We start from the raw sequence: 23,713 nt of genomic DNA, 5'->3' as shown, positions 1-23,713 counted from the left end.
GTCAGGCCAGGCCCAGGTCCGCGAGGTCGAGCAGGTGGCGGTAGGGCAGGCCCGCGGCCTCGACGGCCTCGCGCGCGCCCGTGCCGCGGTCCACGACGGTCGCCACCCCGACCACGGTGGCGTCGTGCGCGCGCAACACCTCCACGGCGGTCAGCACGCTGCCGCCGGTGGTGGAGGTGTCCTCGACCGCGAGCACGCGCTGCCCGGCCACGTCGAAGCCCTCGACCTGGCGCTGCATGCCGTGCTGCTTGCCGGCCTTGCGCACCACGAAGGCGTCCAGCACCTCGCCCTCGGCCGCGGCGGCGTGCATCATCGCGCAGGCGACGGGGTCGGCGCCGAGCGTGAGCCCGCCGGCCGCCGCGAAGTCCCAGTCCGCGGTGAGCTGCCGCAGCAGCCTGCCGATCAGCGGCGCGGCCGCGTGGTGGAGCGTCGCCCGGCGCAGGTCGACGTAGTAGTCGGCCTCGGCGCCCGAGGACAGCGTGACCTTGCCGTGCACCACGGCCAACTCGCTCACCAACCGCGCCAACTCGGCCTTGGCGTCGGGGTCCAGCACCACATCGGTTCGCACGGGTGCCAAGACTGTCATACACCGTTGCGCCCCGACACACCACGACCCCGCCGTAGGCTGCGCACCGTGATCCTCCCCGGCATCCACACCCTGGTCATCGAGCAGCCCTGGGGCCCCGCCCGCCACCTGTTCGGCTCCCGGTACGAGGTCCGGGTGCGCTCCGAGAGCGGCGAACCGCAGGCCGCGGTGACCGACCGGGGCCTGCTGGGCCCCCTCCGGAGGCTGCTGCGCCTCACCGGCTTCTCCGGCCGCACGAGGTTCGCCCTGGCCCTGACCCACCGGGGCCAACCGGTGCTGCTGCTCGACAAGGGCCGCTGGCGGCCGCCGACCAGGGTCACCCGCCCCGACGGCTCACCGGTCGGCGCGGTGCGCCTGGAGGGCCGCGGCGCGTACGCGCTGCTCGACCCCGCCGGTCAGCGGTTGGCGCTGTTCCACGAGGTCGCGAGCTTCAGCGCGGGCGCGATCACCAGGCGCGACGGGAAGCGGGTGCGCCAGGACGTGCTCCGCCTGCGCCCGGGCACCCCCGAGCCGCTGCGCTCACTGGCCATCGCCACCGCCGTCGCCTACGACGTGGTCCGGGGCGCGGGCACCAACCACACGGGCAGCGGCGGCTTCGACTTCCCCACGCCGGTCTGACGGGACGACCGGCCGGCCACGATCCACCGCAGCCACGACCGGCCGGCCGGCTCCCGCCTACCAGGCGTCCTCGGTGAACTCGCCCGGCCCGTCCTCGTCGTCGCGGACCGCGCGCGGCCGCCCCGACGTGACCACGTCCTCCGGGTCGTCGCCCTCCAGGATGGCCGTGTAGGCGCGCTGGAGGTCCGGCACGCCCGTCCGCAACGCCCGCTGCACGCCCTCGTCGTCCGCGGCCCGTCCGGAAGCGACGTCCCGCCAGGACAGTTCGCCCGCGTCCACGCGCCGCGCCAGTTCCTTCAGCTCGCGCGGCGCGCCCGGCGAGTTCGCGTGCCGCGAGATCTCCGCCAGGTCGGCGTCGCTGAGGCCGCGGGACCGCATCCGCACCTGGCTCGCCGCCCGCGCGGTCCGCTCGACGTTCGCCAGCCGCGCCTCCACGTCGGCGACCAGCGCGTCCAGCCGCGCCCTGTCGTACGGGAAGGTCACTGCTCACCCCCGCCGGAGCCGGCCGGCGCCGGGGCCGGCGCGGTCGGCGGTGGCGCCTGGTAGCGGCCGTGCGCCGCGTAGCCGGCTTTGCCGAGCCCGTAGCCGCCCATCGCGATGCCGATGCCGCCGGACTTCGCGGCCGCCGCGCCGTTGTCGTACTTCTCCTTGCCGTCCTGGTAGGCGTCCAGCACGTCGAGGAGGTCGTTGACGTCGCGCACGTCCTTCAGCTTGGTCAGCGCGGTGCCCATGGCGACGATGCCGTCGACCATGCCCTGGACGCCCTCGATGAGCGTCTGGATGGAGATGATGATCTTCCGGATGGCGTCGGCGACCTGGACGGCGTCGTAGACCATCCACACCGCGCGCCCCCAGCCGACGACCGGGATCCACGCGGTCATGGCGGCTTCCATGAGCTTGCCGACGAGCACGTCCAGCAGCGTCAGCGCGAGCCCGCACGCGGTGCGGCAGGTGGAGGCGGTGGACCGGAACTGGTTGCCGATGATCCGCGCGACCTGCGAGTCCGCTTCGATCGCGACGGCCCACATGGTGCTCATGCGCAGCTCGAACGCCTGCGCCGCGTCACCGTCCCAGTGCGGCGAGAGCTGCTCGACGCCCGCGTCCACGTTGTGCCGCACGGAGTCCAGCGCCTTGGCGACGCGGTCCCACGCGTTGGCGTTCTCGTCGATCTTCTCGAAGTCGCCGAGCAGCGGGTTGATCAGCGCCTCGACGAGGTTCTCGCCGGTGACCTTCTCGTAGATCCAGTTGACGCCCTGGATCTTCCAGCCGGCCTTCTCGACCAGCTCCCGGGTGCTCTGCCGTCCGGGCCGGTCCTCGGCGGCGGCGCTCAGCGCGACCTGCGGGTCCTCGACGTCGGCGTACGCGGTCATCGCCCACCACCGACGGTGGGCGCCTCGGCGACGGCGGCCAGCTGCGCGAGCACCTGGTCGAGGCGGCTCATCACGAGCTCCTCGCCCCGCTGGTAGGTGTCGGCCGCCTTGGTCAGGCCCTCGGCTTCCCTGGTCATCGTCCGGTCGGCGAAGTCCAGGGTCTCGCCGTACAGGTTCGCGACACCGGTGACGACCGGCTGGAGCAGCGACAGCAGCCCGGTGAACCCGGAGGTGTCGCCGCCCTTGGCGACCGCGTGCTCCTTGATCACCTGGAAGTGCCGCGCGTTGCGGGTCAGCAACTCGGCGTAGCCGCGGAGCTGCGCCGGCTCCACCCTGAACTCTTCGCCCATCGACGGTCCCCTCTTCGAGCCAACTGGTGGACTCGGACGGGCGGGACGGGCGTCGGGTTCCCGCGGACCTAGGTGCGCCCCCGGCCGCCCGCGACGCGCGAGGCGATCCGGCGGACCAGGGCCCGCGGCGCGAACCGCGCGAGCAGCGTGATGGTCTTGTACTGGGCGCCCGGGATGGACAGCTGCTTGCCCGCCCGCAGGTCGGCCAGGGCGTCGTGCACCACGTGGTCCGCGTCCAGGTACAGCACGTCGGGCGTCTTCGACATGTCGATGCCGGCGCGCTGGTGGAACTCGGTGCGCACGAAACCCGGGCACAGCGCCATCACCCGCACGCCCGTGCCCGCGGTGGCCATGGACATGCCCTCGGAGAACGAGATCACCCACGCCTTGTCGGCGCTGTAGGTGGTGCCCCGGCCGGGCAGGAAGCCCGCGACGCTGGCCACGTTCACCACCGCGCCGCGACCCCGCGCGATCATGCCGGGCAGCGCCGCGCGGGTCAGCCGCAGCACGCTGGTCACGTTCACGTCCAACTGGGACTCCAGCGCCGCCGGGTCGGCGGTGACGAACTCGCCCGACAGCGCGAAACCCGCGTTGTTGACCAGCAGGTCCACCTCGCGCCGGCCGAGGAAGTCCGCGACGGCCGCCCGACCCTGCTCCGCGGACAGGTCGGCGGGCAGCACCTCGGCGGTGATGCCGTGCGCGTTGCGCAGCTTGGCCGCCGTCTCCTCCAGCCGGTCCACCGAGCGGGCGACCAGCACCAGGTCGTGGCCCTCGGCGGCGAGCCGGCGGGCGAACGCGGCCCCGATGCCCGACGACGCGCCGGTGACGAGGGCGATCGGCGGCGTCACTGCTTGCGCCCGAACTGCGGCCGGTGGACCTCGCCACCGGTGTCGGAGTCGTCGTCCGCGTCGAACGGGTCGACGACGTCCGCCAGCTCGCCCAGGTCGCGCAGCAGCCGCTCCAGGCGGGCGGGGGTGGAGCCGGGCGGCGCGGCGGCCAGCACCCAGTCGTCCTCCAGCCAGACCACGGTGACGTCCGCTCCGATCTCCTCGGCGGCGTCCACCAGGTCGGGGGTGATGAGCTTGCGCGCGGCGGGCAGCTCGCTGACGAACGCGTACCGCGAGCCGACCGGGCCGAGCAGGTCGGGCATCTGGTCGCGCTGGAACGGCACGCTGGGCAGCCACAGCTCCACGACCACCGGCAGCGCGCGCCGGCAGCGCACGCCCACCAGCACCGAGTTCACCTTGCCGCCGGTCTCGTGGTCGAGCACGTAGACCTGCCGGCGGCCGTCCGCGGTGAACGTCGAGCCCGCCACCACGTCCTTGGCCACGCCCGCGCCGTAGTAGGCGATCGCGCCGCTCTCCCAGCGGGTGGGCAGCACGTGGTCGGTCTCCTCGAACTGCCACCCGCGCAACGCCGCCCAGCGGCGGCGTTCGCGGTTACGCGCGGTTCGCTGCGCACGATCGGTGGCGAGCAGGGCGAACCCCGCGACGCCCGCGACGGCGGCGACGGTGAACCAGACCCACGCCGGGATACCCACGGTGCGAGAGTAGCGGGCGCCGGGGAACAATCGAAGATCACCGGTGGCGCGGTTCCCGCGTTCGGATCAAGCCGTTACCCGAAGTACCAGGTCGCGGGGTCGAGATCGACACGATCGGTAACCCGGGTCCCGCCTGGGCAGGGCCGTCCGGCTGACCGCCGGACCGCACGGGTGACGGGTGGTGGACCGCATGGCGCCGGATGGCTCCGGCTCCCGGGCTCGACCGGCGCTTTTTGTCGTACCCCGCCGGCAAGATAAAAGCAGGGGTCCCCTTGGCGGGGACCCCTGCGCAGCGAACGCCCGGCCCATGAGCGGCAGGCCCGCGTGCGCCCGGCCCATGAGCGGCAGGCCCGCGAACTCCCGACTCACGAACGCCGGCCCACAGGCTCTCGCCAACGGGCCGGCGCCGATCCACGACCGGCGCCGGCCCACCGACCGATGACCTCAGGCCCGACCCGGCGCCCCCGGACAGGCCCGACCCGGCGACCCCCGACCCGGCACCCCCGAACCCGGCCCGGTCACCTCAGACCCGGCCGACGATCAGCCCGGACTGGTCGTCGAGCACGTCCACCCCCACGGTGTCGCCGTCGCGCACCTCGCCCGCCAGCAGCTCCTTCGCCAGCTGGTCGCCGATCGCCGACTGCACCAGCCTGCGCAGCGGCCGGGCGCCGTACACCGGGTCGAAGCCGTTGAGCGCGAGCCAGTCGCGGGCGGCCGGCGTGACCTCCAGGCCGAGCCGCCGCTGGGCCAGGCGCTGCCCGAGGCGGTCGACCTGGATGTCGACGATGGAGGTCAGCTCCTCGGTGGCCAGGGACTGGAACACCACCACGTCGTCGAGCCGGTTGAGGAACTCCGGCTTGAAGTGGCCGCGGACCACGGTCAGGATCGCGTCCTGGCGCTGCCGGTCGTCCAGCGAGGCGTCCGCGATGACCTGCGAGCCGAGGTTCGAGGTCAGCACCAGGATGGTGTTGCGGAAGTCCACCGTGCGGCCCTGGCCGTCGGTGAGCCTGCCGTCGTCGAGGACCTGGAGCAGCACGTCGAACACGTCCGGGTGGGCCTTCTCGACCTCGTCCAGCAGCACCACGCTGTACGGGCGGCGGCGGACGGACTCGGTGAGCTGGCCGCCCTGGTCGTAGCCGACGTAGCCGGGGGGCGCGCCGACCAGGCGGGCCACCGAGTGCTTCTCGGAGTACTCGCTCATGTCGATGCGGATCATCGCCCGCTCGTCGTCGAACAGGAACTCCGCCAGCGCCTTGGCCAGCTCGGTCTTGCCGACGCCGGTCGGGCCGAGGAACAGGAACGAGCCGGTGGGCCGGTCCGGGTCGGCGACGCCCGCGCGGGTGCGCCGGACCGCGTCCGACACCACGCGCACGGCCTCCGACTGGCCGACCACGCGCTTGGCCAGCTCGTCCTCCATGCGCAGCAGCTTCGCCGTCTCGCCCTCCAGCAGGCGGCCCGCCGGGATGCCGGTCCAGGCGGAGACGACGTCGGCCACGTCGTCCGGGCCGACCTCCTCCTTCAGCATCACCGCGGCGTCCTGCGTGGTGCGGGTGGCCTCCTCCAGCTCCTTCTCCAGCGCCGGGATGCGGCCGTAGCGGAGTTCGGCGGCACGGCCCAGGTCGCCGTCGCGCTCGGCCCGCTCCGACTCGCCGCGCAGCTGTTCCAGCTGCTCCTTGAGGTCGCGGACGTTCTCGATGGCGTTCTTCTCGTTCTGCCAGCGGGCGGTCAGCGCGGCCAGCTCCTCGCGCTTCTCGGCCAGCTCGGCGCGCAGCGCGGCCAGCCGTTCCAGCGAGGCCGGGTCCGACTCCTTGGCCAGCGCCATCTCCTCGATCTCCAGCCGCCGCACGGCGCGCTCGACCACGTCGATCTCGACGGGGCGCGAGTCGATCTCCATGCGCAGCCGGGACGCGGACTCGTCGACCAGGTCGATCGCCTTGTCCGGCAGGAAGCGGGCGGTGATGTAGCGGTCGGACAGGGTGGCGGCGGCGACCAGGGCGGCGTCGGTGATGCGCACGCCGTGGTGCACCTCGTAGCGGTCCTTGAGGCCGCGCAGTATGCCGATGGTGTCCCCGACGGACGGCTCGCCCACCAGGACCTGCTGGAAGCGGCGCTCCAGGGCGGGGTCCTTCTCGATGCGCTCGCGGTACTCGTCGAGGGTGGTCGCGCCGACCATGCGCAGCTCGCCGCGCGCCAGCATCGGCTTGATCATGTTCCCGGCGTCCATGGCGGAGTCGCCACCCGCGCCGGCTCCCACGATCGTGTGAAGTTCGTCAATGAACGTGATGACCTGGCCGGCGGAGTCGGTGATCTCCTTGAGGACGGCCTTCAGGCGCTCCTCGAACTCGCCGCGGTACTTGGCGCCGGCGACCATGGCGCCCAGGTCGAGCGCGACCACGCGCTTGCCCTTGAGGGACTCGGGCACGTCGCCGGCGATGACGCGCTGGGCCAGGCCCTCGACGATCGCGGTCTTGCCGACGCCGGGCTCGCCGATCAGCACGGGGTTGTTCTTGGTGCGGCGGGACAGCACCTGGACGACGCGCCGGATCTCGGTGTCGCGGCCGATGACCGGGTCCAGCTCGCCCTTGCGGGCGCGTTCGGTCAGGTCGACGCCGTACTTCTCCAGGGCCTGGTAGGTGCCCTCGGGGTCCGGGCTGGTGACCCGCGCCGAGCCGCGGACCTTGCCGAACGCGTCCTTGAGGGCCTCCGAGGTGGCGCCGTGCCGCTTGAGCAGGTCGGCCACCTGGCCGCCGTGCTGGGCGAGGCCGACGAGCAGGTGCTCGGTGGACACGTACTCGTCGCCCATCTCGGTGGCGAGTTCCTGGGCGCGGCCGAGCACGCGGACGGCGTCGCGGGAGAACTGGGGCGCGGACACGGACGAGCCGGTCGCCGCGGGCAGCGAGCGGGACAGCTGGTCCAGCTCCTTGTGGACCTGCTTCGGGTCCGCGCCGACGGCGCTCAGGAGGGGCGAGGCCAGGCCGTCGCCCTGGGCCAGGAGGGCGCCGAGGAGGTGCACGGAGGTGACGTCCGGGTTGCCCGCGATGGTCGCCGCCTGCACGGCGGCCGACACGGCCTGCTGCGTCTTCGTGGTCGGGTTGAAAGCGTCCATTCCTCACCTCGGTCGGCGAACGTGCGTGGACCGGTGCGCGGCACCGGCCGTCACCCTGGTCAACGTCAGAAAAGTTGAGCCTGTTCCACTCAACCTACGCGAGAGACGTGGCGTGGGCCACGCGGTACCGGGACGGGTGAAAATCCGGTGCCCTTCGAACGGAGAACCGCGAGGATCGGCGGATGACCTCTCTCCTCAACCACATCACGTTCGACTGCCGGGACGCCTACGAACTGGCCAAGTTCTGGGGCCTGGTCACCGGCCGCCCGCTCGCCGACGACGACCACCCGGGCGACCCCGAGGCGTACATCGCGATGCCGTCCGGGCCGGGACTGCTGTTCGTGCAGGTGCCCGACGAGAAGGCGGTCAAGAACCGGGTGCACCTGGACCTCCGCCCCGACACGACCCGCGACGCCGAGGTCGAGCGGCTGGTGGGCGTGGGCGCGAAGCTGGTCGACGACCAGCGGCGACCGGACGGGACCGGGTGGGTCGTGCTGGCCGATCCGGAGGGGAACGAGTTCTGCGTGGAGCGCAGCTCGGCGGAGCGGGCGGCTCAGCGAACGGCACAGCAGGTGGCGCAGCAGGCGGCGCAGTCCTGACGCGGTCCACCGGCAGCCGGGCACCACCCTCCGCCGTCGCGCCTCCGGGACGCACGCGGCTCCACGCCCGGCGTGCCGCGTCACGGCCCTGACCGGCACTTCGACGCTGGTCACCCACATGCCGTAGCAAGTTGTCCACAGCAGGCGAGAAGTTGTCCACAATCCGCTGGTGCGCATCCACAGGCCGATGCGGCAGTCCGCACCAATGCGGTTCCAGCCGCCATCACGGCGCGGGCTCCTCGACCACCGCTCGCCGGACCAGCGTGCGCCCGCACCGGGACACCGGCAAATCGACACCCCCGACACTGTCCCACGCGACCCTCGCCACCACCGCGCCGCGCCCCCACCACGACCGCGCCACGCCTCCACCGCACTTCCCTCAGCGCCCCGCCCTGCCCGGCAGCGCCCTGCTCCGCCCGGCAGCGCCTCGACCCCACCTGTGGACGCGCCTCCCGCTCCCCGCCCCCCAGATCCCCCGCCCCCGCCTCGCCCCACCGGGGCGAGGCGACACCGGACGTGCGGGCCGAGCACTGGTACGCATGGGGGTGGGCCACAAGCCTCGATTTCGGTATATGTATAGAGGAGTATCCACCCGTTGGCCGCAGCGACTCGCGACCGTCTGTAACCACACAGCACTCGAAGGTGGCATCAAGGAGTCAACCAGCCAGTTGACGGGTTAATGTCCCTTCGTCGGGGATGGAAGCTTGACGAGGACGTAGCGCCTTGCTGGCGCCGCCAGAAACGTGGAGACTGCGCCCGGACCATGACTGCGAACGCTGTGTTGAGCCCCCTCCCGAGCCCTCCACACCGAGAACCTCCTCCTGGCGTCACCGCTATGGTGCGGATGATCCGGGAGAGCTTCGCGGTGGTGGAGCCGCGCTCCGACGAAGTCGCGAAGTTCTTCTACGGCATGTTGTTCAGCCTGGCGCCGGCCACGCGCGAGATGTTCCCGGCGAACATGGAGGTGCAGCGCAGCCGGTTGCTGCGCGCCCTCGTGCACGTCGTGCAGATGGTGGACCGCCCGGACGACCTGATCCCGTTCCTGCGGCAGCTCGGGCGCGACCACCGCAAGTTCGGCGTGGTCAACGTGCACTACGAGTCGGTCGGCACCGCGCTGCTGGCGGCGATCAAGAAGTACGCGGGCCCCGCGTGGACGCCGCAGGTCGAGCTGGCGTGGGCCGAGGCGTACACGATCATGGCCCGCTCCATGCAGGAGGCCGCCGCGGCCGACGACGGCCCGGCGTACTGGCACGCGACCGTGCTGGAACACCAACGGGTGAGTTGGGACCTGGCGGTCATCCGGTTGCAGCCGGATCACCCGGTCGGGTACCGCGCGGGCCAGTACGTGAGCGTCGAGACGCCCCAGCGGGCGCGCCTGTGGCGGTACTACTCGCCCGCCAACGCGCCCCGCGAGGACGGCATCATCGAGTTCCACATCCGCTCGGTCGAGGGCGGCTGGGTGAGCCGGTCGATCGTCGGCCACACCCAGGCGGGCGACGTGTGGCGGATCGGCCCCCCGATGGGCCGGCTCAGCGTGGACCGCAGGGCCGGCCGCGACGTGGTCATGGTCGCCGGCGGCACCGGCGTGGCGCCGATGCACGCGATCGTCGACGAGATGGCGCGGTGGGGCGAGAACCCCCGAGTTCACCTGTTCATGGGCGGCCGGACCCGCGAGGACCTGTACGACCTGGACAACCTCCAGCGGTTCGCGATGACGAACCCCTGGCTGACCGTCGTGCCGGTGCTGGAGTCGGACCCGGGCGCACGCGGCGTCGAGCAGGGCACCCTGGCCGACGTCGTCACCCGCTACGGGGCGTGGCAGGACCGCGACGTGTTGGTCTGCGGCTCGCCGTCCATGATCCGGGCCACGGTGTCCCGGATGCTGGTCGCGGGCACCCCGCTGGACCGGATCAAGTACGACCCCTTCACCCTGGACTGAACCGCACCACGCACACCCTCACACCGGACGTAGCGGGCAGTGCTCCCCGCACGAGCCGCTACTCCCTGCCAGGTCGCAGCCCGTGGAGCACGAAGACGGGGTCCACGAGGTCCAGTCTGGCCTTGATCTCGTCGTGCGGAGCGAGTCGTGCAGCGCGAGTCGTGCGAGCTGGGTCGTGCGAAGTGCCGGGAGCAAGTCGACGGCCCGGCTGGTGGTGGCAGCCGGGCCGTCGGAAGGTTCGGGTGGTGCCAGGGGGTGGTCGCGGGGTTCCTCATGGTCAACCGATGCTCGGTAACAGTGTTTCCGTACATCGATCACCCCATCGTGTGACCAGGGGCAGGTCAGCGCTTGGGGCCCGGCCGCCACACCACCAACGCGGTCTCGTGCCGCACCGGCACCAGGTCGCGCCGGTAGGAGGCGTGCACCGACGCCGCCGCCTGCTCGGCCGCCGCCATGGCGGAGGCCAGTTCCTCGGTCAGCTGCTGCACCCGGGCGCGCAGGGCGCCCACCTCGTTCTCCAGCTCGATGATCCGCTTGACCCCCGCGAGGTTGACGCCTTCCTCCTGCGACAACCGCTGCACCTCGCGCAGCAGCACGATGTCGCGCATCGAGTACCGGCGCCCGCCCCCGGACGTGCGTCCCGGCGACACCAGCCCCATCCGGTCGTACGACCGCAGGGTCTGCGCGTGCAGACCCGACAGCTGGGCCGCCACGGAGATCACGAAGAACGGGGTGTCCTCGTCGGTGCCGGGCGGGAACGGGAAGCTCACACCTACCTCTTCTCCACCAGGGCGTTGAGTTCGGCGCGCGGGTCGTGGTGGGCGGTTGCCGCCGCGTACTTCTCCAACGCCTCACGTGCTGCGGCGTCCATGTTGTTCGGCACGGCCACCAGGAGCGTGATGAGCAGGTCGCCGACCTGGCCGTCGCGCTTGGCGATGCCCTTGCCCTTGGCCCGCAGCACCCGGCCGCCGGCCGTGCCCGCGGGGACCCTCAACGTCACCTTGCCGTCCAGGGTGGGCACGGTCAACGTGGTGCCCAGGGCCAGTTCGGGGAAGGTGACCGGTGCGGTGAGGGTCAGGTCGTTGCCGGAGCGGCCGAACACGGGGTGCGGGTTGACGTGCACCCGCACGTACAGGTCGCCGGCGGGTCCGTTGTTGCGGCCGGGTTCGCCTTGGCCGGCAAGCCTGATGCGCTGGCCGTCGTCGACGCCGGCGGGGATGCGGATGGTGAGGGTGCGCGTCTTGGTGCTGACGCCGTCGCCGCCGCACTCCGGGCACGGGTCGTCGACGATGCGGCCGGTGCCGCGGCAGTCGGTGCACGGTTCGGAGAACGCGAACGCGCCCTGGCTGCGGGTGACGAGCCCGGCTCCGCCGCAGGTGGGACAGGTGCGGGGGGTCGTGCCGGGTCGTGCGCCGGAGCCGGAGCACGTGCCGCAGGCGGAGGGGCTGGACAGCCGCAGGGGGACGGTCGCGCCGCGGACGGCTTCGGTGAAGTCGATCCGCACGTCGGTTTCGACGTCGTCGCCACGGCGGGGGCGGGTGGCGGAGGCCGAGGCGCCCCCTCGGCGGTTGAACAGGCCGCCGAGGAGGTCGCCGAGGCCGCCCATGCCGCCGGGTTGCTGGGTGCGGCCGAACAGGTCGCCGACGTCGAAGCCGCCGGTTCCGGTGCCGAAGCCGCCGGGGAAGCCGCCGCCTCCGGCGAAGAGGCGGCGGGCTTCGTCGTACTGCTTGCGCTTGGCGGGGTCGGACAGGACGCCGTAGGCCTCGGAGACGGCCTTGAACCTGGCTTCGGCCTTGGCGTCGCCGGGGTTGGCGTCGGGGTGCAGTTCCCGGGCCAGCTTCCGGTACGCCTTCTTGATCTCGTCGGCGGAGGCGTCGGAGGAGACGCCCAGCTCGCGGTAGAAGTCCTTCTCGATCCAGTCCCTAGCACTCACCGGACATCACCCCCCTTTCGTCAGTTGTCCTCGGCCGGTTCCGCGTCGGCCGGCCCCGGCTCGTGGTCGGTGACGCCGACCAGGGCGGGTCGCAGGACCCGTTCGCCGTAGCGGTAGCCGCGGCGCAGCACGGCGGTGACCGTGGGGCCGCCGACCTCGGGTGAGGTGCTGTGCTGCACGGCTTCGTGGACGGACGGGTCGAACTCCTCGCCCTCGTGCCCGAACGGTTCGAGGCCGAGGCCGCGGAGGGCGGTGACCAGCTTGTCGGCCACGGCCTTGAACGCGCCGGTGAGGTCGCCGTGGGCTTCGGCTCGTTCGACGTCGTCGAGGACGCCGAGGAGTTCGCCCGCCACCTGGGCCTTGGCCGTGGTGATCACCAGTTCCCGGTCGCGCTCGACGCGCTTGCGGTAGTTGGCGTACTCGGCGGTGAGCCGCTGGAGGTCGGCGGTCCGCTCGTCGAGCTGGGCCTTCAGCTCGACGGCCGGGTCGTCGGTGACGGCGGCGGCGGCCTCGTCGGGCTGGTCGGGCGCGGCGTGCTTGCCGCCCTCCGGGGCCTGCTCGGGGGCCTGCTCCGGTGCGGCGGGGGCCTCGGCCCGCGTGTCGCCGTTGTCGGGGGAGGCGGGGCGCGCCTCCCCCGTCTCGGGGTCGATGCGCCTGCGGTCGGTGACGACCACCTGGGGCTGCTCTTCGGGCTGGGTCACTTCTTGTCGTCCTCGTCCACGATCTCGGCGTCGACCACGTCGTCGGCCTTGGGGGCGTCGCCCGCGGCGGCCCCGCCGGCGGCACCCGCGCCCGCGCCCGCGTCGGCGGTCGGCGCGGCGTTGGCGTACAGGGACTGGCCGATGGCCTGCGACTCGGTGGCGAGCTTCTCCACGGCGGCGCGGATCTTGGCGATGTCGGTGCCCTTGAGGGCCTCGGTGGTCTCCTCGATGGCGGCCTTGACCTTGTCCTTGACGTCGGCCGGGAGCTTCTCCTCGTTCTCCTTGACGACCTTCTCGGTCTGGTAGACGAGGGTCTCGGCCTGGTTGCGGACCTCGGCCTCGTCGCGGCGGCGCTTGTCCTCCTCGGCGTGCGCCTCGGCGTCCCTGATCATGCGGTCGATGTCGTCCTTCGGCAGGGCGGAGCCACCGGTGATGGTCATCCGCTGTTCCTTGCCGGTGCCCATGTCCTTGGCGGACACGTGCACGATGCCGTTGGCGTCGATGTCGAAGGTGACCTCGATCTGGGGGACGCCGCGCGGGGCCGGCGGGAGGCCGGTCAGCTCGAACATGCCGAGCTTCTTGTTGTCCGCGGCGAAGTCGCGCTCGCCCTGGAAGACCTGGATCTGCACGGACGGCTGGTTGTCGTCGGCCGTGGTGAAGATCTCGGAGCGCTTGGTGGGGATGGTGGTGTTGCGCTCGATGAGCTTGGTCATCACGCCGCCCTTGGTCTCGATGCCCAGGGACAGCGGGGTGACGTCGAGCAGCAGGACGTCCTTGACCTCGCCCTTCAGCACGCCGGCCTGGAGGGCGGCGCCGACCGCGACGACCTCGTCCGGGTTCACGCCCTTGTTGGGCTCGCGGCCGCCGGTGAGCTCCTTGACCAGCTCGGCCACGGCGGGCATGCGGGTGGAGCCGCCGACGAGCACGACGTGGTGGATGTCGCCGACGCTGATGCCGGCGTCCTTGATCACGTTGTTGAACGGGGCGCGGGTGCGCTCCAGCAGGTCGTTGGTGATGCGCTGGAACTCGGCCCGGGACAGGGTCTCGTCGAGGAACAGCGGGTTCTTGTCCGCGTCGACGGTGATGTAGGGCAGGTTGATGGTGGCCTGGGACGAGCTGGACAGCTCGATCTTGGCCTTCTCGGCGGCCTCGCGGATGCGCTGGAGCGCCATCTTGTCCTTGGTGAGGTCGATGCCGTTGCTCTGCTTGAAGCGCTCGACCAGCCAGTCGACGATGCGCTGGTCCCAGTCGTCGCCGCCGAGGTGGTTGTCGCCGGAGGTGGCGCGGACCTCGACCACGCCGTCGCCGAGCTCCAGCAGCGAGACGTCGAACGTGCCGCCACCGAGGTCGAAGACCAGGATGGTCTGCTCCTTCTCGCCCTTGTCGAGGCCGTAGGCCAGGGCGGCGGAGGTGGGCTCGTTGACGATGCGGAGCACGTTGAGGCCCGCGATCTGGCCGGCCTCCTTGGTGGCCTGGCGCTGCGCGTCCTCGAAGTAGGCGGGGACGGTGATCACGGCGTCGGTGATCTCCTCGCCCAGGTACGCCTCGGCGTCGCGCTTGAGCTTCATCAGCACGCGCGCGCTGATCTCCTGCGGGGTGTAGTTCTTGCCGTCGATCTCGGTGGCCCAGTTGGTGCCGATGTGCCGCTTGACCGACCGGATCGTCCGGTCGACGTTGGTGACCGCCTGGTTCTTGGCGGGCTGCCCGGTGAGCACCTCGCCGTTCTTGGCGAAGGCCACGATGGAGGGGGTCGTGCGCGAACCCTCGGAGTTGGCGATCACCGTCGGCTCGCCACCCTCGAGGACCGCGACGACGGAGTTGGTCGTCCCAAGGTCGATGCCGACCGCTCGCGCCATTGGATTCCTCCTGGTAGTGCGTTTGTGAGAGCCCCGCGTTGAGCGGTACTGGCTCAAGTTTGCCGGCTACCCGGGACTTGAGTCCAACTGACTCAATCTTTCTGCTCCGTCCAACGGCGGGCGCGGCCTCGGTGTTCCCGAGTCGACGTGATCCGGGACACCCGGCTTCGAGGGAGGACGTGCGGGCCGAGGCGCGGGCGGCGGTTCGCGACCATGCGAACGGCCCCGGGCAAGCGGCGCACCACGTGCCGCTGACCGGGGCCGACGAGTTCAACAGGGAAGCGGACGCGCTGCCGGAGGAGGCCTACGAGCAGGACGCGCGGGCGTCACACGGCGAGGACTTCCACGTCCCCGCTGCTCGCGCGCAGGAACAGCTGGACGGGCGCGTCCGGGTCGTTGGGGACGCGCACCACCTGCTCGCCGCTGCCGGTGTCCACGTCGACCCGGTAGGGGGTGCGCGGGACCCGCACGGTGACGTTGCCGCTGCCCGACACGGCGTGGACGGACGTGGCCGCGGTCATGCTGACGTCCACGTCGCCGGAGTTGCTGTCCACGGTCACCTCGCCGCGCATGTCCGACAGGTTCGCGTTGCCCGAGCCGACCCAGCCGGTGAACTCCCCGCCCACGTCGACGACGGAAACGTCGCCCGAGTCGTTCCTGATGCGGATCAGGCCGGAGACGTCCCTGATCTCCGCGTTGCCCGAGCCGACCTCGACCTCGACCGAGGCCACGCCCTCGAAGCGGACGTCGCCGGAATCGTTCTCACCGACCACCCGGACGTCCGCGGAGGGGACGACGACCTCGTAGTCGACCGTGCACCGGTCGCCGCAGCCGTCGAGGACCAGGGTCGTGCCCTCCACGCGGTGGGAGGCGCCCGAGGGCCTCTCGGCGTTCTTCGGGTACTGGAGGCGGCGGCGGACGTCGGTCGAGGTCGCGCCCGTGCCGCTGCGGACCACGACCTCGCCGGAACCGTTCCGGAGCCGGACCTCGGTGATCGACTGGGTCACGGTGTGCTGGTCCTCGAAGCCGTGGTGCACCAGCCGCACGCAGGACGTGAGCGCCACCGCCGCGGTCACCACCGCCACGGCGGCCAACCCGAATCGCTTGCCCACCACACTCGCCCCCTCAGGCGTTCACGTCGTTGTCCCCAAGCTAGGCGCTGGACCGACCGGCTCCCATCAGGAAGACCCCCGACCCGACATGGGGGTTGTCCCTACCCCCGCGTGTCCTCCACTCCGGCATCGCGAGTCCTCCACTCCGGCATCGCGAGTCGAACGTTCAGGACCACCGTGTCGAACGCTCAGGACAGGTGAGTTCCACACTCGGGTCAGCCGAGTGGCGGCGCGCGACACGCCCGGACCGGACGCGAACGTGGAACTCGGGGGTCCCGAGTGTTCGACTCGCGATGTCCGGGTGGAGGACACGCGATGCCTGAGTGGAGGACACGCCGGGGTCAGGCCAGGGTTTCTATGGTGGAGCGCAGGGCCGGGGCCGACAGGGTGGGGTCGCTGAGGAAGCGCTGCGAGGCGATCACGTGCGTGTCGGTCATGCGCTCCCAGACCAGGCCCTGCACCGGCACCTCGGTGATCACCAGACGGAACGGGCGCACGTAGCGGCCCAGGCGGTGCTCGACGCCCCGCACCACCTCGCCGATCGGCAGGGCGTTGCGGGAGGGCGCGTTGCGGTGGTCGTAGTCGTCCGCCGCCTTCCCCAGGGCCAGGACCGCGCCGCGCAGCGCCGGGCGGACCCGCAGCGACGGGCCCGACGGGTCGTCCGGCGTGGTCGACGGCAGCTCGGCGCGGGCGTGGTCGAGCACGTCGGCCCACCAGCCCAGCCACTCCTCGGCCGCCGCGGCGCGGTCGACGCCCGGGGGCACCACCACCGGCACCGAGGGGTCGAGGCCGGGCAGCTCCGGGACGGTGTCGACCGAGAGGGCGAGGGTGTCGCGGAGGAACAGGGCGGTGTTGACCGCCTGGCTCGTCCCGTGCGACACCTGCCACGACTCCCGACTGGCGAACCCCATGCCACCAGTGTCCCGCGCGAAGGTCATCGGCCGTGCATCAGAAGGGACACGACAGGTTCGAGATCATCCGCCATTGGGGGGAAATCCGCGATCAACCCCTGGATCAGCAGCCCGTCGAGGCCCGCGAGCACCGCCCGCAGCGCCACCGGGTCCCGCGGCCCGACCGGTTCCCCCGGCGACTCGGACAGCACCTCGGACAGCACCTCGGACCACCGGCGCGCCGCCGGCCTCAGCTCGGGCCGGCGCGCGGCGAGCAGGTACAGCTCGTACTCCGCCAGCGTCCGCTCCCGGTGCGCGCCCACCGCGTCCGCGACGAACCCCGCCACCGCCGCGGGCCGGAGGCCCACGTCGCGGAAGTTCGCCGCCATCTCGTCGGCCGACCAGGTGAGCGTGGCGACCAGCAGGTCGTCCAGCGTCGCGTAGTAGTAGGTGGCCGACGACGGCGGCACGCCCGCCTCGCGCGCCACCGACCGGTGGCTCACCCCGGCCACGCCGTCCCGCGCCACGACCCGCAGGGTGGCCTCCAGGATCGCCCGCCGCCGCTGCTCGCCGCGCAGGCGACGGCCGTCCGGACGAGAGGCACGAGAAGCAGGAGAGGCACGAGACGCGGGAGAAGCGGTTGAGGTCGGGTCAGGCGTCACCGGCGCTGCTGCCCAGCTCGATGGCGACCACGCCGGCGATCACCAGCAGCAGGCCCACGACCATCGTCGCGTTCAGGGGCTCCTTGAACACCACCACGCCCACGCCCGCCACCATCGCCACGCCGAACGCGCACCAGATCGCGTAGGCCACGCCGATGGGCATCCCCAGCTGGAGCACCCTGCTCAGGGCGCCGAACGCCACCAGGTACCCGATGACCACCACGATCGAGGGAATCAGCTTGCTGAACCCCTCGGACAGCTTCAACGACACCGTGGCGACCACCTCGGCGACGATCGCCACGGCCAGGACCAGGTAGACGGCCACGAGCACGCACCCCCGAGAGGTTGAACACCTGTTCCACCAATCTACCCGGGGGTATGCGATCCACCACGCTCAGGTGGTTACTGATCAGTAAGCGGGCGTAGGCTGCCGAGCCAAGAGAGACGGACGAGAAAGGCCGCCACCACAATGGGAGCCCTCCAGCTCACCCTCGGCGCCATCGGCGTCGCCGTCAGCGTGTACGCCTGGGGTCTGTTCGTCGCCGGTGTCCTGCGGTTGACCAGGATCATCCGGCTCGGCCAGCCGGACCCGACGCGCACCGGGCCGTTCTGGCCGCGCCTCAAAACCCTGCTCGTCGAGTTCGTCGCGCACACCCGGATGATGAAGTTCCGGAAGGTCGGCCCCTGGCACTGGATGGTGATGTGGGGCTTCCTCATCGGCTCCGCGGTGCTGTTCGAGGCCTACGGCGAGGTCTTCAGCCCCGGCTTCCACTGGCCGGTCATCGGCACCTGGCCCGCGTGGTCGCTGCTGATCGAGCTGCTCGGCCTCGGCACCGTCGCGGGCGGCGTCGCGCTCGCGGTCATCCGCCAGCTCAACCACCCGCGCCGAGCCGACCGGCTGTCCCGCTTCGCCGGCTCCAGCTTCAAGTCCGCCTACTTCGTCGAGGCCGTGGTCATCGTCGAGGGCCTGGGCATCCTGGGCGTGAAGGCGTTCAAGCAGGCCTCGGGCCTGGAGGACCCGCCGCTGTGGTCGTCCTTCGTCACCGGTCCGCTGTCGGCGATCCTGCCGAGCAGCCCGAACTGGGTGTCGATCATGGCGGCGATCAAGCTGCTGTCGGCGATGGTGTGGCTGATCGTGGTCGGCAAGAACCTCACCATGGGCATCGCCTGGCACCGGTTCAGCGCGTTCTTCAACATCTACTTCAAGCGCGAGGACGACGGCGGCGTCGCGCTCGGCGCGCTCAGGCCCATGATGAGCGGCGGCGAGGTCCTCGACCTGGAGGAGGCCGACCCCGACGAGGACACCTTCGGCGTCGGCAAGGTCGAGGACTTCACCTGGAAGGGCTGGCTGGACTTCAGCACCTGCACCGAGTGCGGCCGCTGCCAGTCCCAGTGCCCCGCGTGGAACACCGGCAAGCCGCTGTCGCCCAAGCTGGTGATCACCCAGCTGCGCGACCACGCGTTCGCCAAGGCCCCGTACCTGCTGGCCGGCGGCAGCCGCGACATGGCGGGCGACGAGGTCGGCCTGGTCGAGGACAAGTACGAGGACTACAAGAAGCGCCTGGAGACCATCGACGTGCTGGCCATGGCCGAGTCCGAGCGGCCCCTGGTCGGCGGACCGGACGAGCTGGGCGTCATCGACCCCGAGGTGCTGTGGTCCTGCACCACCTGCGGCGCGTGCGTCGAGCAGTGCCCGGTGGACATCGAGCACGTCGACCACATCGTCGACATGCGCCGCTACCAGGTGCTGATCGAGTCGAACTTCCCGTCCGAGCTGGGCGGCATGTTCAAGAACCTGGAGAACAAGGGCAACCCGTGGGGCCAGAACTCCCGGGACCGCCTGGCCTGGACCGAGGGCCTCGACTTCGAGGTGCCGGTGTTCGACGGCGAGCTGGGCGACACCGAGTACCTGTTCTGGGTCGGCTGCGCGGGCGCGTTCGAGGACCGGGCGAAGAAGACCACGCGGGCCGTGGCCGAGCTGCTGCACACCGCGGGCGTCAAGTACTCGGTGCTCGGGCCGGAGGAGACCTGCACCGGCGACCCGGCGCGGCGCGCGGGCAACGAGTTCCTGTTCCAGATGCTGGCGCAGCAGAACGTCGAGGTGCTCAACACCGTGTTCGACGGGCGCGAGGCGGGGCAGCGCAAGATCGTCGTGACGTGCGCGCACTGCTTCAACACCCTCGCCAACGAGTACCCGCAGGTCGGCGGCCAGTACGAGGTCGTGCACCACACGCAGCTGCTCAACCGCCTGGTGCGCGAGCGGCGGCTGGTGCCGGTGGCCGAGGTCGCCGAGGACGTCACCTACCACGACCCGTGCTACCTGGGCCGGCACAACAAGGTCTACGAGGCGCCGCGCGAGCTGGTCGGCGCGTCGGGCGCGACGCTGCGCGAGATGCCCCGCCACGGCGACCGGTCCATGTGCTGCGGCGCGGGCGGCGCCCGCATGTGGATGGAGGAGCGGATCGGCAAGCGCATCAACGTCGACCGCGTGGACGAGGCGCTGGGCACCGCGCCGTCGAAGATCGCCACCGGCTGCCCGTTCTGCCGCGTGATGCTCACCGACGGCGTCACGGCCCGGCAGAACGAGGGCGTGGCGGGCGGCCACGTCGAGGTCGTGGACGTGTCCCAGCTGCTGCTGACCGCGGTGCGCCGCGGGCAGGAGCGGGAGGCGCAGGACGTGCCGACGGACGCGACGCCCACCGGCACCCCGCTGCCCGACGAGGACAAGACGGCCTCCTCGTCGAACTGACGCGTGCGCGACGAAGCCCCCTCGGGTCTGCCGAGGGGGCTTCGTCGCGTCGGTCGTGCCCGTGCCGGTCGCGGTCGGTTCAGTCGCGGTCGGTGGCGCGGTCGTAGGCCAGGTTCAGCACCCAGCTCGCCAGCGCCACGATGATCGCCCCGAAGAACGCGGACCAGAAGCCGCTCACCTCGAACGGCAGGCCCAGCTCGCCCGCCAGCCGGCCGGTGAGCCAGAACAGCAGGGCGTTCACCACCAGGCCGATCAGGCCGAGCGTGACCAGGTAGAACAGGCAGCCGAAGAACTTCACCAGCGGCTTGACCACCGCGTTGACCAGGCCGAACAGCAGCGCGACACCGATCAGCGTGCCGATCTTCGCGGGCGCCGAGGCGCCCTGGTCCAGGTCGATGCCGGGGATGAGCGTGGCGACCCAGACCGCCACCGCCGTCAGCAGCACGTGCACGAGAATGCCCATGCCGCAGCAGGCTAGCGGTGGCGATCCGCCGAACGGGTCAGGCGCGACGACGCCTGCGTGCCGCCACCAGGGCCAACGCGCCGCCGCCGAGCAGCAGGCCGCCGAGCGCGAACAGCGGGAACGGGGCCGCGCCCGTGTCCGCCAGGTCCCCGCCGTCACCCGCCACGGGAACCGCGGGCGAACCGGTGGTGGTGGGCGCGGTCGTGGTGGTCGACGTGGTCGGGGTGGTGGACGTGGTGGACGTGCCGCCGCCGACCAGCACCTGGACGCCCACGACGTTGTTGCCGAAGTCCGCGTCCCGCAACTCGTTCACGGCGCGGCCGCTGACGTCGACCCTGCTGAACGGCGCGGTGATCCGCGCCTTGACCCGCACCTCGGCGGTCGCGCCGGGCAGCAGGCGGTCCTTCAGCACGTACGCGTTGCCGCCGGGCGCGTCGGTGGTGGCGTTGGCGCTGACCGACAGCGTTTCCACCTTGTCGTGGGGCTCGCCGATCACGAACGTCGCCCGCTCCGGCACGGTGCCCTCGTTGGTCACCGAGACGACGGCCTCGAACTCGTCGCCGACCTCGTAGCGGTCCCGGCCCGGCTCCAGGCGCAGCGCGTAGGACATGTCGCCGCGGGCCTCGTCGTAGGCGACCTCCACCCACGGGCCGGACAGGGAGTGGTCGATCTCGATCTCCCGGGTGTAGGTCGCCCAGTCGACGTCGTTCTCGTGGGTCGGCCGCACCAGCGCCAAGCCGTGCTCGAACAGGGTGCCCGCGGTGATCGTGTACCTGCCCGCCGGCAGGTCGTGGAAGAAGTAGGTGCCGTTCACGGGCTGCCGCCCGACCGCCAGGTCCACCTCGAAGGGGCCGCCGGCGATGCGCACCGGGCAGCCGCCGGGCGGCGTGGTCCCGGCCGAGTCCGTGGGGTCGTCGTCCTCGACCCAGCACAGCACCGGCACGTCCGCGCCGCGCAGGCCGAAGTCGAACGTGCCGCCGCCGACGACCGGCTGCGACGGGTACCTCGTGGTCGGCTCGAAGACGTCGGCGTTGTGGTTGTAGACCATGACCGGCACGTCGGGCACCACGGCCCGGTAGCGGCCCTCGGCGTCCGTGCCGAACACGCCGATGTCCAGCCTGGTGGCGACGTCGGAGACGCGGATCGCGCGGCCGTTGGCCAGCGGCGGCTCACCCTCGTCCCGCTTCCCGTTGGCGTTCCGGTCGAACCACACCCGGCCCTCGATGACGACGGTGTCGCCGGTGTCGTCGTCCTGCGCCGCCGCCGGCGCCGTGCCGGCCGCCACCGCCGCGAAGGCCGCGCACGCCGCGGCCACCCTGCTCACGTTCCGCACCCGGACATCCCCCAGAAGATCGAATTCGACACCTCGTCGTCGCGAGGTGAGGCATGATCGTTTCGAGACCTGCGTCACACCGCGCGGATCCCCGCCGCCCGGCTTAACGTCGTCACCATGCCTTCCGAGAAGAGCGGCGGCGGGGAGAGCACGCTCACCGTGCTGCTCGCCCTCGCGGTGAACCTGGCCATCGCGATCATGAAGGCGATCGCGGGGGTGATCACCGGGTCGGCCGCGATGATGTCGGAGGCCGCGCACTCGGTCGCCGACACCTTCACCGAGGCCCTGCTGCTGACCGCGCTGCGCCGGTCGGGCCGCCCCGCCGACCGCAGGCACCCGTTCGGGTACGGCAAGGAGCGGTACTTCTGGTCGCTGCTCGCCGCCGTGTCGATCTTCGTGTCGGGCGCGGTGTTCGCGTTCTACGAGGGGTTCCGGACCGTGTTCGGCGCGCCGGAGGAGCAGGGCAGCCCGGTGGTGGGCTACGTCGTGCTGGCGATCGCGTTCGCGCTGGAGTCGGTGTCGTGGGCGCAGGCCGTGCGGCAGGTGCGGCGGGGGGCGCGGGCCGAGGAGCGGTCGTTCCTGGAGTTCCTGCGCGTGTCGGACGACCCGACCGTGAAGACGGTGCTGCTGGAGGACTCGGCGGCGCTGGTCGGGCTGCTGGTGGCGTTCGGCGGGCTCGGGCTGCACCACCTGACCGGGTCGTCGCTGTGGGACGGGCTGGCGTCGCTGCTGATCGGCGTGCTGCTCGCGGTCGTCGCGTTCACGCTGGCGTCGACCAACCGGGGGCTGCTGATCGGGCGGCAGGCGGACCCCCACCTGGTGCGGGCGGTGTGGGCGGAGCTGCGCGACGAGCCCGAGGTGGAGCAGGTGGTCGACCTGCTCACCATGGCGGTGGGCACGGATCGCGTGCTGCTGTGCGCGCGACTGGACTTCGACGACTCCCTGAGCGCGGCCGAGCTGGAGCGGGCGTGCGTGCGGATCGACACCGCGCTGCGGGCGGCGCACGCCGAGCTGGACGAGGTGTTCCTGGAGCCGGTGCCGCGAACCGACCAGGAGCTGCGGGCGCGCGTGCTGGCCCGGTACGGCGACGTGCGGCTCTAGCGCTTGGTGTCCGTGCGGTGGAAGTTGAGGTACGCGCGTGACGGGGTGGGACCGCGCTGGCCCTGGTAGCGGGAACCCGCCTGCTGCGAGCCGTAGGGGAACTCGGCCGAACTGCTGAGCCGGAACAGGCACAGCTGGCCGATCTTCATGCCCGGGTGCAGGGTGATCGGCAGGTTGGCGACGTTCGACAGCTCCAGCGTGATGTGGCCGGAGAAGCCGGGGTCGATGAAGCCGGCCGTGGAGTGGGTGAGCAGGCCGAGGCGCCCCAGCGAGGACTTGCCCTCCAACCGTCCCGCCAGGTCGTCGGGCAGGGTGACCAGCTCGAACGTGGAGCCGAGCACGAACTCGCCGGGGTGCAGCACGAACGGCTCGTCGTCGACGGTCTCGACGAGCGTGGTCAGGTCGTCCTGCTGGATCGCGGGGTCGATGTGGGTGTAGCGGGTGTTGTTGAACACGCGGAAGAAGCGGTCCAGGCGCACGTCGATGCTGGAGGGCTGCACCATGACGTCGTCGAAGGGCTCCATGACCAAGCGGCCGGAGTCGACTTCCTTGCGCAGATCGCGGTCGCTCAACAACACGGGCCCCAGCCTAGGTGGGGACCGGCGGCGGGGTGGCAGGCGGGTGGTCGGCGGTGGCGCGTTGCCGGGCGGTGGAGGGGTCTGTGTATGATCGGGCTGCACGGCACGCGGGTGTAGTTCATTGGTAGAACGACAGCTTCCCAAGCTGTAGAGGCGGGTTCGATTCCCGTCACCCGCTCGGTACGGCGAAGGCCCGGGTCACCTGACCTGGGCCTTCGTCGTGTTCG

The 23,713-nt window shown here is 71.8% G+C and carries 23 protein-coding genes and 1 tRNA gene; 6 read left to right on the top strand and 18 right to left on the bottom strand.

The genetic code is table 11. The features are described from left to right. Nucleotide 1 precedes the first annotated feature (1 nt). A complete protein-coding gene (gene pyrE / locus ABD223_RS04875) occupies nucleotides 2–556 on the bottom strand; it encodes an orotate phosphoribosyltransferase (RefSeq protein WP_344034740.1) in 555 nt (184 codons plus the stop codon). A 78-nt stretch (nucleotides 557–634) separates the two neighbouring features. Between pyrE and ABD223_RS04870 the strand changes: the two genes are divergently transcribed. Next, nucleotides 635–1,204 (top strand): hypothetical protein, encoded by a 570-nt coding sequence (locus tag ABD223_RS04870; protein WP_344034616.1) that lies wholly within the window; start codon nucleotides 635–637, stop codon nucleotides 1,202–1,204. A 57-nt stretch (nucleotides 1,205–1,261) separates the two neighbouring features. On the opposite strand, the gene ABD223_RS04865 is transcribed toward ABD223_RS04870, so the two are convergent. The 6 genes from ABD223_RS04865 to clpB form a co-directional block, all read right to left on the bottom strand. Next, the gene (locus ABD223_RS04865) at nucleotides 1,262–1,687 is read right to left on the bottom strand and encodes a hypothetical protein (protein ID WP_344034615.1); all 426 of its coding nucleotides are present in this window, start codon (nucleotides 1,685–1,687) and stop codon (nucleotides 1,262–1,264) included. Further along, on the bottom strand, nucleotides 1,684–2,574 hold the full coding sequence (locus ABD223_RS04860; protein ID WP_344034614.1) for a WXG100 family type VII secretion target: 891 nt from the start codon (nucleotides 2,572–2,574) through the stop codon (nucleotides 1,684–1,686). The genes ABD223_RS04865 and ABD223_RS04860 overlap by 4 nt, the downstream gene beginning before the upstream one ends. Continuing rightward, a complete protein-coding gene (locus ABD223_RS04855) occupies nucleotides 2,571–2,924 on the bottom strand; it encodes a hypothetical protein (protein WP_344034613.1) in 354 nt (117 codons plus the stop codon). The genes ABD223_RS04860 and ABD223_RS04855 overlap by 4 nt, the downstream gene beginning before the upstream one ends. 68 nt (nucleotides 2,925–2,992) lie before the next feature. Continuing rightward, on the bottom strand, nucleotides 2,993–3,772 hold the full coding sequence (locus tag ABD223_RS04850) for an SDR family NAD(P)-dependent oxidoreductase (protein ID WP_344034612.1): 780 nt from the start codon (nucleotides 3,770–3,772) through the stop codon (nucleotides 2,993–2,995). Then, a complete protein-coding gene (locus ABD223_RS04845) occupies nucleotides 3,769–4,464 on the bottom strand; it encodes a type III secretion system chaperone family protein (RefSeq protein WP_344034611.1) in 696 nt (231 codons plus the stop codon). The genes ABD223_RS04850 and ABD223_RS04845 overlap by 4 nt, the downstream gene beginning before the upstream one ends. A 523-nt stretch (nucleotides 4,465–4,987) precedes the next feature. Continuing rightward, on the bottom strand, nucleotides 4,988–7,570 hold the full coding sequence (gene clpB, locus ABD223_RS04840) for an ATP-dependent chaperone ClpB (RefSeq protein ID WP_344034610.1): 2,583 nt from the start codon (nucleotides 7,568–7,570) through the stop codon (nucleotides 4,988–4,990). A 182-nt stretch (nucleotides 7,571–7,752) separates the two neighbouring features. Between clpB and ABD223_RS04835 the strand changes: the two genes are divergently transcribed. After that, nucleotides 7,753–8,169: a VOC family protein gene (locus ABD223_RS04835; RefSeq protein ID WP_344034608.1), complete on the top strand. Its 417-nt coding sequence runs from the start codon at nucleotides 7,753–7,755 to the stop codon at nucleotides 8,167–8,169. Nucleotides 8,170–9,004: 835 nt separating this feature from the next. Then, nucleotides 9,005–10,108 carry an FAD-binding oxidoreductase gene (locus ABD223_RS04830; protein ID WP_344034607.1) on the top strand — a complete coding sequence of 368 codons (1,104 nt, stop codon included), beginning with the start codon at nucleotides 9,005–9,007 and terminating at the stop codon, nucleotides 10,106–10,108. A gap of 341 nt (nucleotides 10,109–10,449) precedes the next feature. Here the strand turns inward: ABD223_RS04830 and ABD223_RS04825 are convergent, their stop codons facing one another. The 8 genes from ABD223_RS04825 to ABD223_RS04790 form a co-directional block, all read right to left on the bottom strand. Then, nucleotides 10,450–10,878 (bottom strand): heat shock protein transcriptional repressor HspR, encoded by a 429-nt coding sequence (locus tag ABD223_RS04825; protein WP_344034606.1) that lies wholly within the window; start codon nucleotides 10,876–10,878, stop codon nucleotides 10,450–10,452. Nucleotides 10,879–10,880: 2 nt separating this feature from the next. After that, a complete protein-coding gene (gene dnaJ / locus ABD223_RS04820; RefSeq protein WP_344034605.1) occupies nucleotides 10,881–12,041 on the bottom strand; it encodes a molecular chaperone DnaJ in 1,161 nt (386 codons plus the stop codon). Between the two features lie 20 nt (nucleotides 12,042–12,061). Next, nucleotides 12,062–12,742 carry a nucleotide exchange factor GrpE gene (gene grpE / locus ABD223_RS04815; protein ID WP_344034604.1) on the bottom strand — a complete coding sequence of 227 codons (681 nt, stop codon included), beginning with the start codon at nucleotides 12,740–12,742 and terminating at the stop codon, nucleotides 12,062–12,064. Then, entirely contained in the window at nucleotides 12,739–14,598 is a 1,860-nt protein-coding gene (gene dnaK / locus ABD223_RS04810; protein ID WP_344034603.1) for a molecular chaperone DnaK, read from the bottom strand. Before dnaK ends, grpE begins: the two co-directional genes overlap by 4 nt. A 326-nt stretch (nucleotides 14,599–14,924) precedes the next feature. Then, on the bottom strand, nucleotides 14,925–15,713 hold the full coding sequence (locus ABD223_RS04805; protein WP_344034602.1) for a DUF4097 family beta strand repeat-containing protein: 789 nt from the start codon (nucleotides 15,711–15,713) through the stop codon (nucleotides 14,925–14,927). Nucleotides 15,714–16,051: 338 nt separating this feature from the next. Next, entirely contained in the window at nucleotides 16,052–16,621 is a 570-nt protein-coding gene (locus tag ABD223_RS04800) for a hypothetical protein (protein WP_344034601.1), read from the bottom strand. Between the two features lie 23 nt (nucleotides 16,622–16,644). Beyond that, the gene (locus tag ABD223_RS04795; protein ID WP_344034739.1) at nucleotides 16,645–17,178 is read right to left on the bottom strand and encodes a TetR/AcrR family transcriptional regulator; all 534 of its coding nucleotides are present in this window, start codon (nucleotides 17,176–17,178) and stop codon (nucleotides 16,645–16,647) included. A 73-nt stretch (nucleotides 17,179–17,251) separates the two neighbouring features. Next, nucleotides 17,252–17,587 (bottom strand): DMT family transporter, encoded by a 336-nt coding sequence (locus ABD223_RS04790; protein ID WP_344034600.1) that lies wholly within the window; start codon nucleotides 17,585–17,587, stop codon nucleotides 17,252–17,254. 144 nt (nucleotides 17,588–17,731) lie between these two features. Between ABD223_RS04790 and ABD223_RS04785 the strand changes: the two genes are divergently transcribed. Then, nucleotides 17,732–20,011: a (Fe-S)-binding protein gene (locus tag ABD223_RS04785; protein ID WP_344034599.1), complete on the top strand. Its 2,280-nt coding sequence runs from the start codon at nucleotides 17,732–17,734 to the stop codon at nucleotides 20,009–20,011. 79 nt (nucleotides 20,012–20,090) lie between these two features. Here ABD223_RS04785 and ABD223_RS04780 read toward each other — a convergent pair whose 3' ends face one another. Together ABD223_RS04780 and ABD223_RS04775 are read right to left on the bottom strand one after the other, a co-directional pair. Beyond that, nucleotides 20,091–20,474: a phage holin family protein gene (locus ABD223_RS04780; protein WP_344034598.1), complete on the bottom strand. Its 384-nt coding sequence runs from the start codon at nucleotides 20,472–20,474 to the stop codon at nucleotides 20,091–20,093. A gap of 37 nt (nucleotides 20,475–20,511) precedes the next feature. Next, nucleotides 20,512–21,798, bottom strand: a complete 1,287-nt coding sequence (locus ABD223_RS04775; RefSeq protein ID WP_344034597.1) for an LPXTG cell wall anchor domain-containing protein — start codon at nucleotides 21,796–21,798, stop codon at nucleotides 20,512–20,514. Nucleotides 21,799–21,924: 126 nt separating this feature from the next. Between ABD223_RS04775 and ABD223_RS04770 the strand changes: the two genes are divergently transcribed. Then, on the top strand, nucleotides 21,925–22,908 hold the full coding sequence (locus tag ABD223_RS04770; RefSeq protein WP_344034596.1) for a cation diffusion facilitator family transporter: 984 nt from the start codon (nucleotides 21,925–21,927) through the stop codon (nucleotides 22,906–22,908). Here the strand turns inward: ABD223_RS04770 and dcd are convergent. Beyond that, the gene (dcd, locus tag ABD223_RS04765; protein WP_344034595.1) at nucleotides 22,905–23,486 is read right to left on the bottom strand and encodes a dCTP deaminase; all 582 of its coding nucleotides are present in this window, start codon (nucleotides 23,484–23,486) and stop codon (nucleotides 22,905–22,907) included. The genes ABD223_RS04770 and dcd overlap by 4 nt on opposite strands. 107 nt (nucleotides 23,487–23,593) lie before the next feature. Between dcd and ABD223_RS04760 the strand changes: the two genes are divergently transcribed. Continuing rightward, nucleotides 23,594–23,664 (top strand) — tRNA-Gly (locus ABD223_RS04760). Nucleotides 23,665–23,713 lie beyond the last annotated feature (49 nt).

This window comes from Saccharothrix xinjiangensis (assembly GCF_039527585.1).
GTDB classification, from domain to species: Bacteria; Actinomycetota; Actinomycetes; order Mycobacteriales; family Pseudonocardiaceae; genus Actinosynnema; species Actinosynnema xinjiangensis.
Note: the sequence above shows the minus strand (reverse complement) of the source record. Positions and strands in the feature narration are given on the sequence as shown.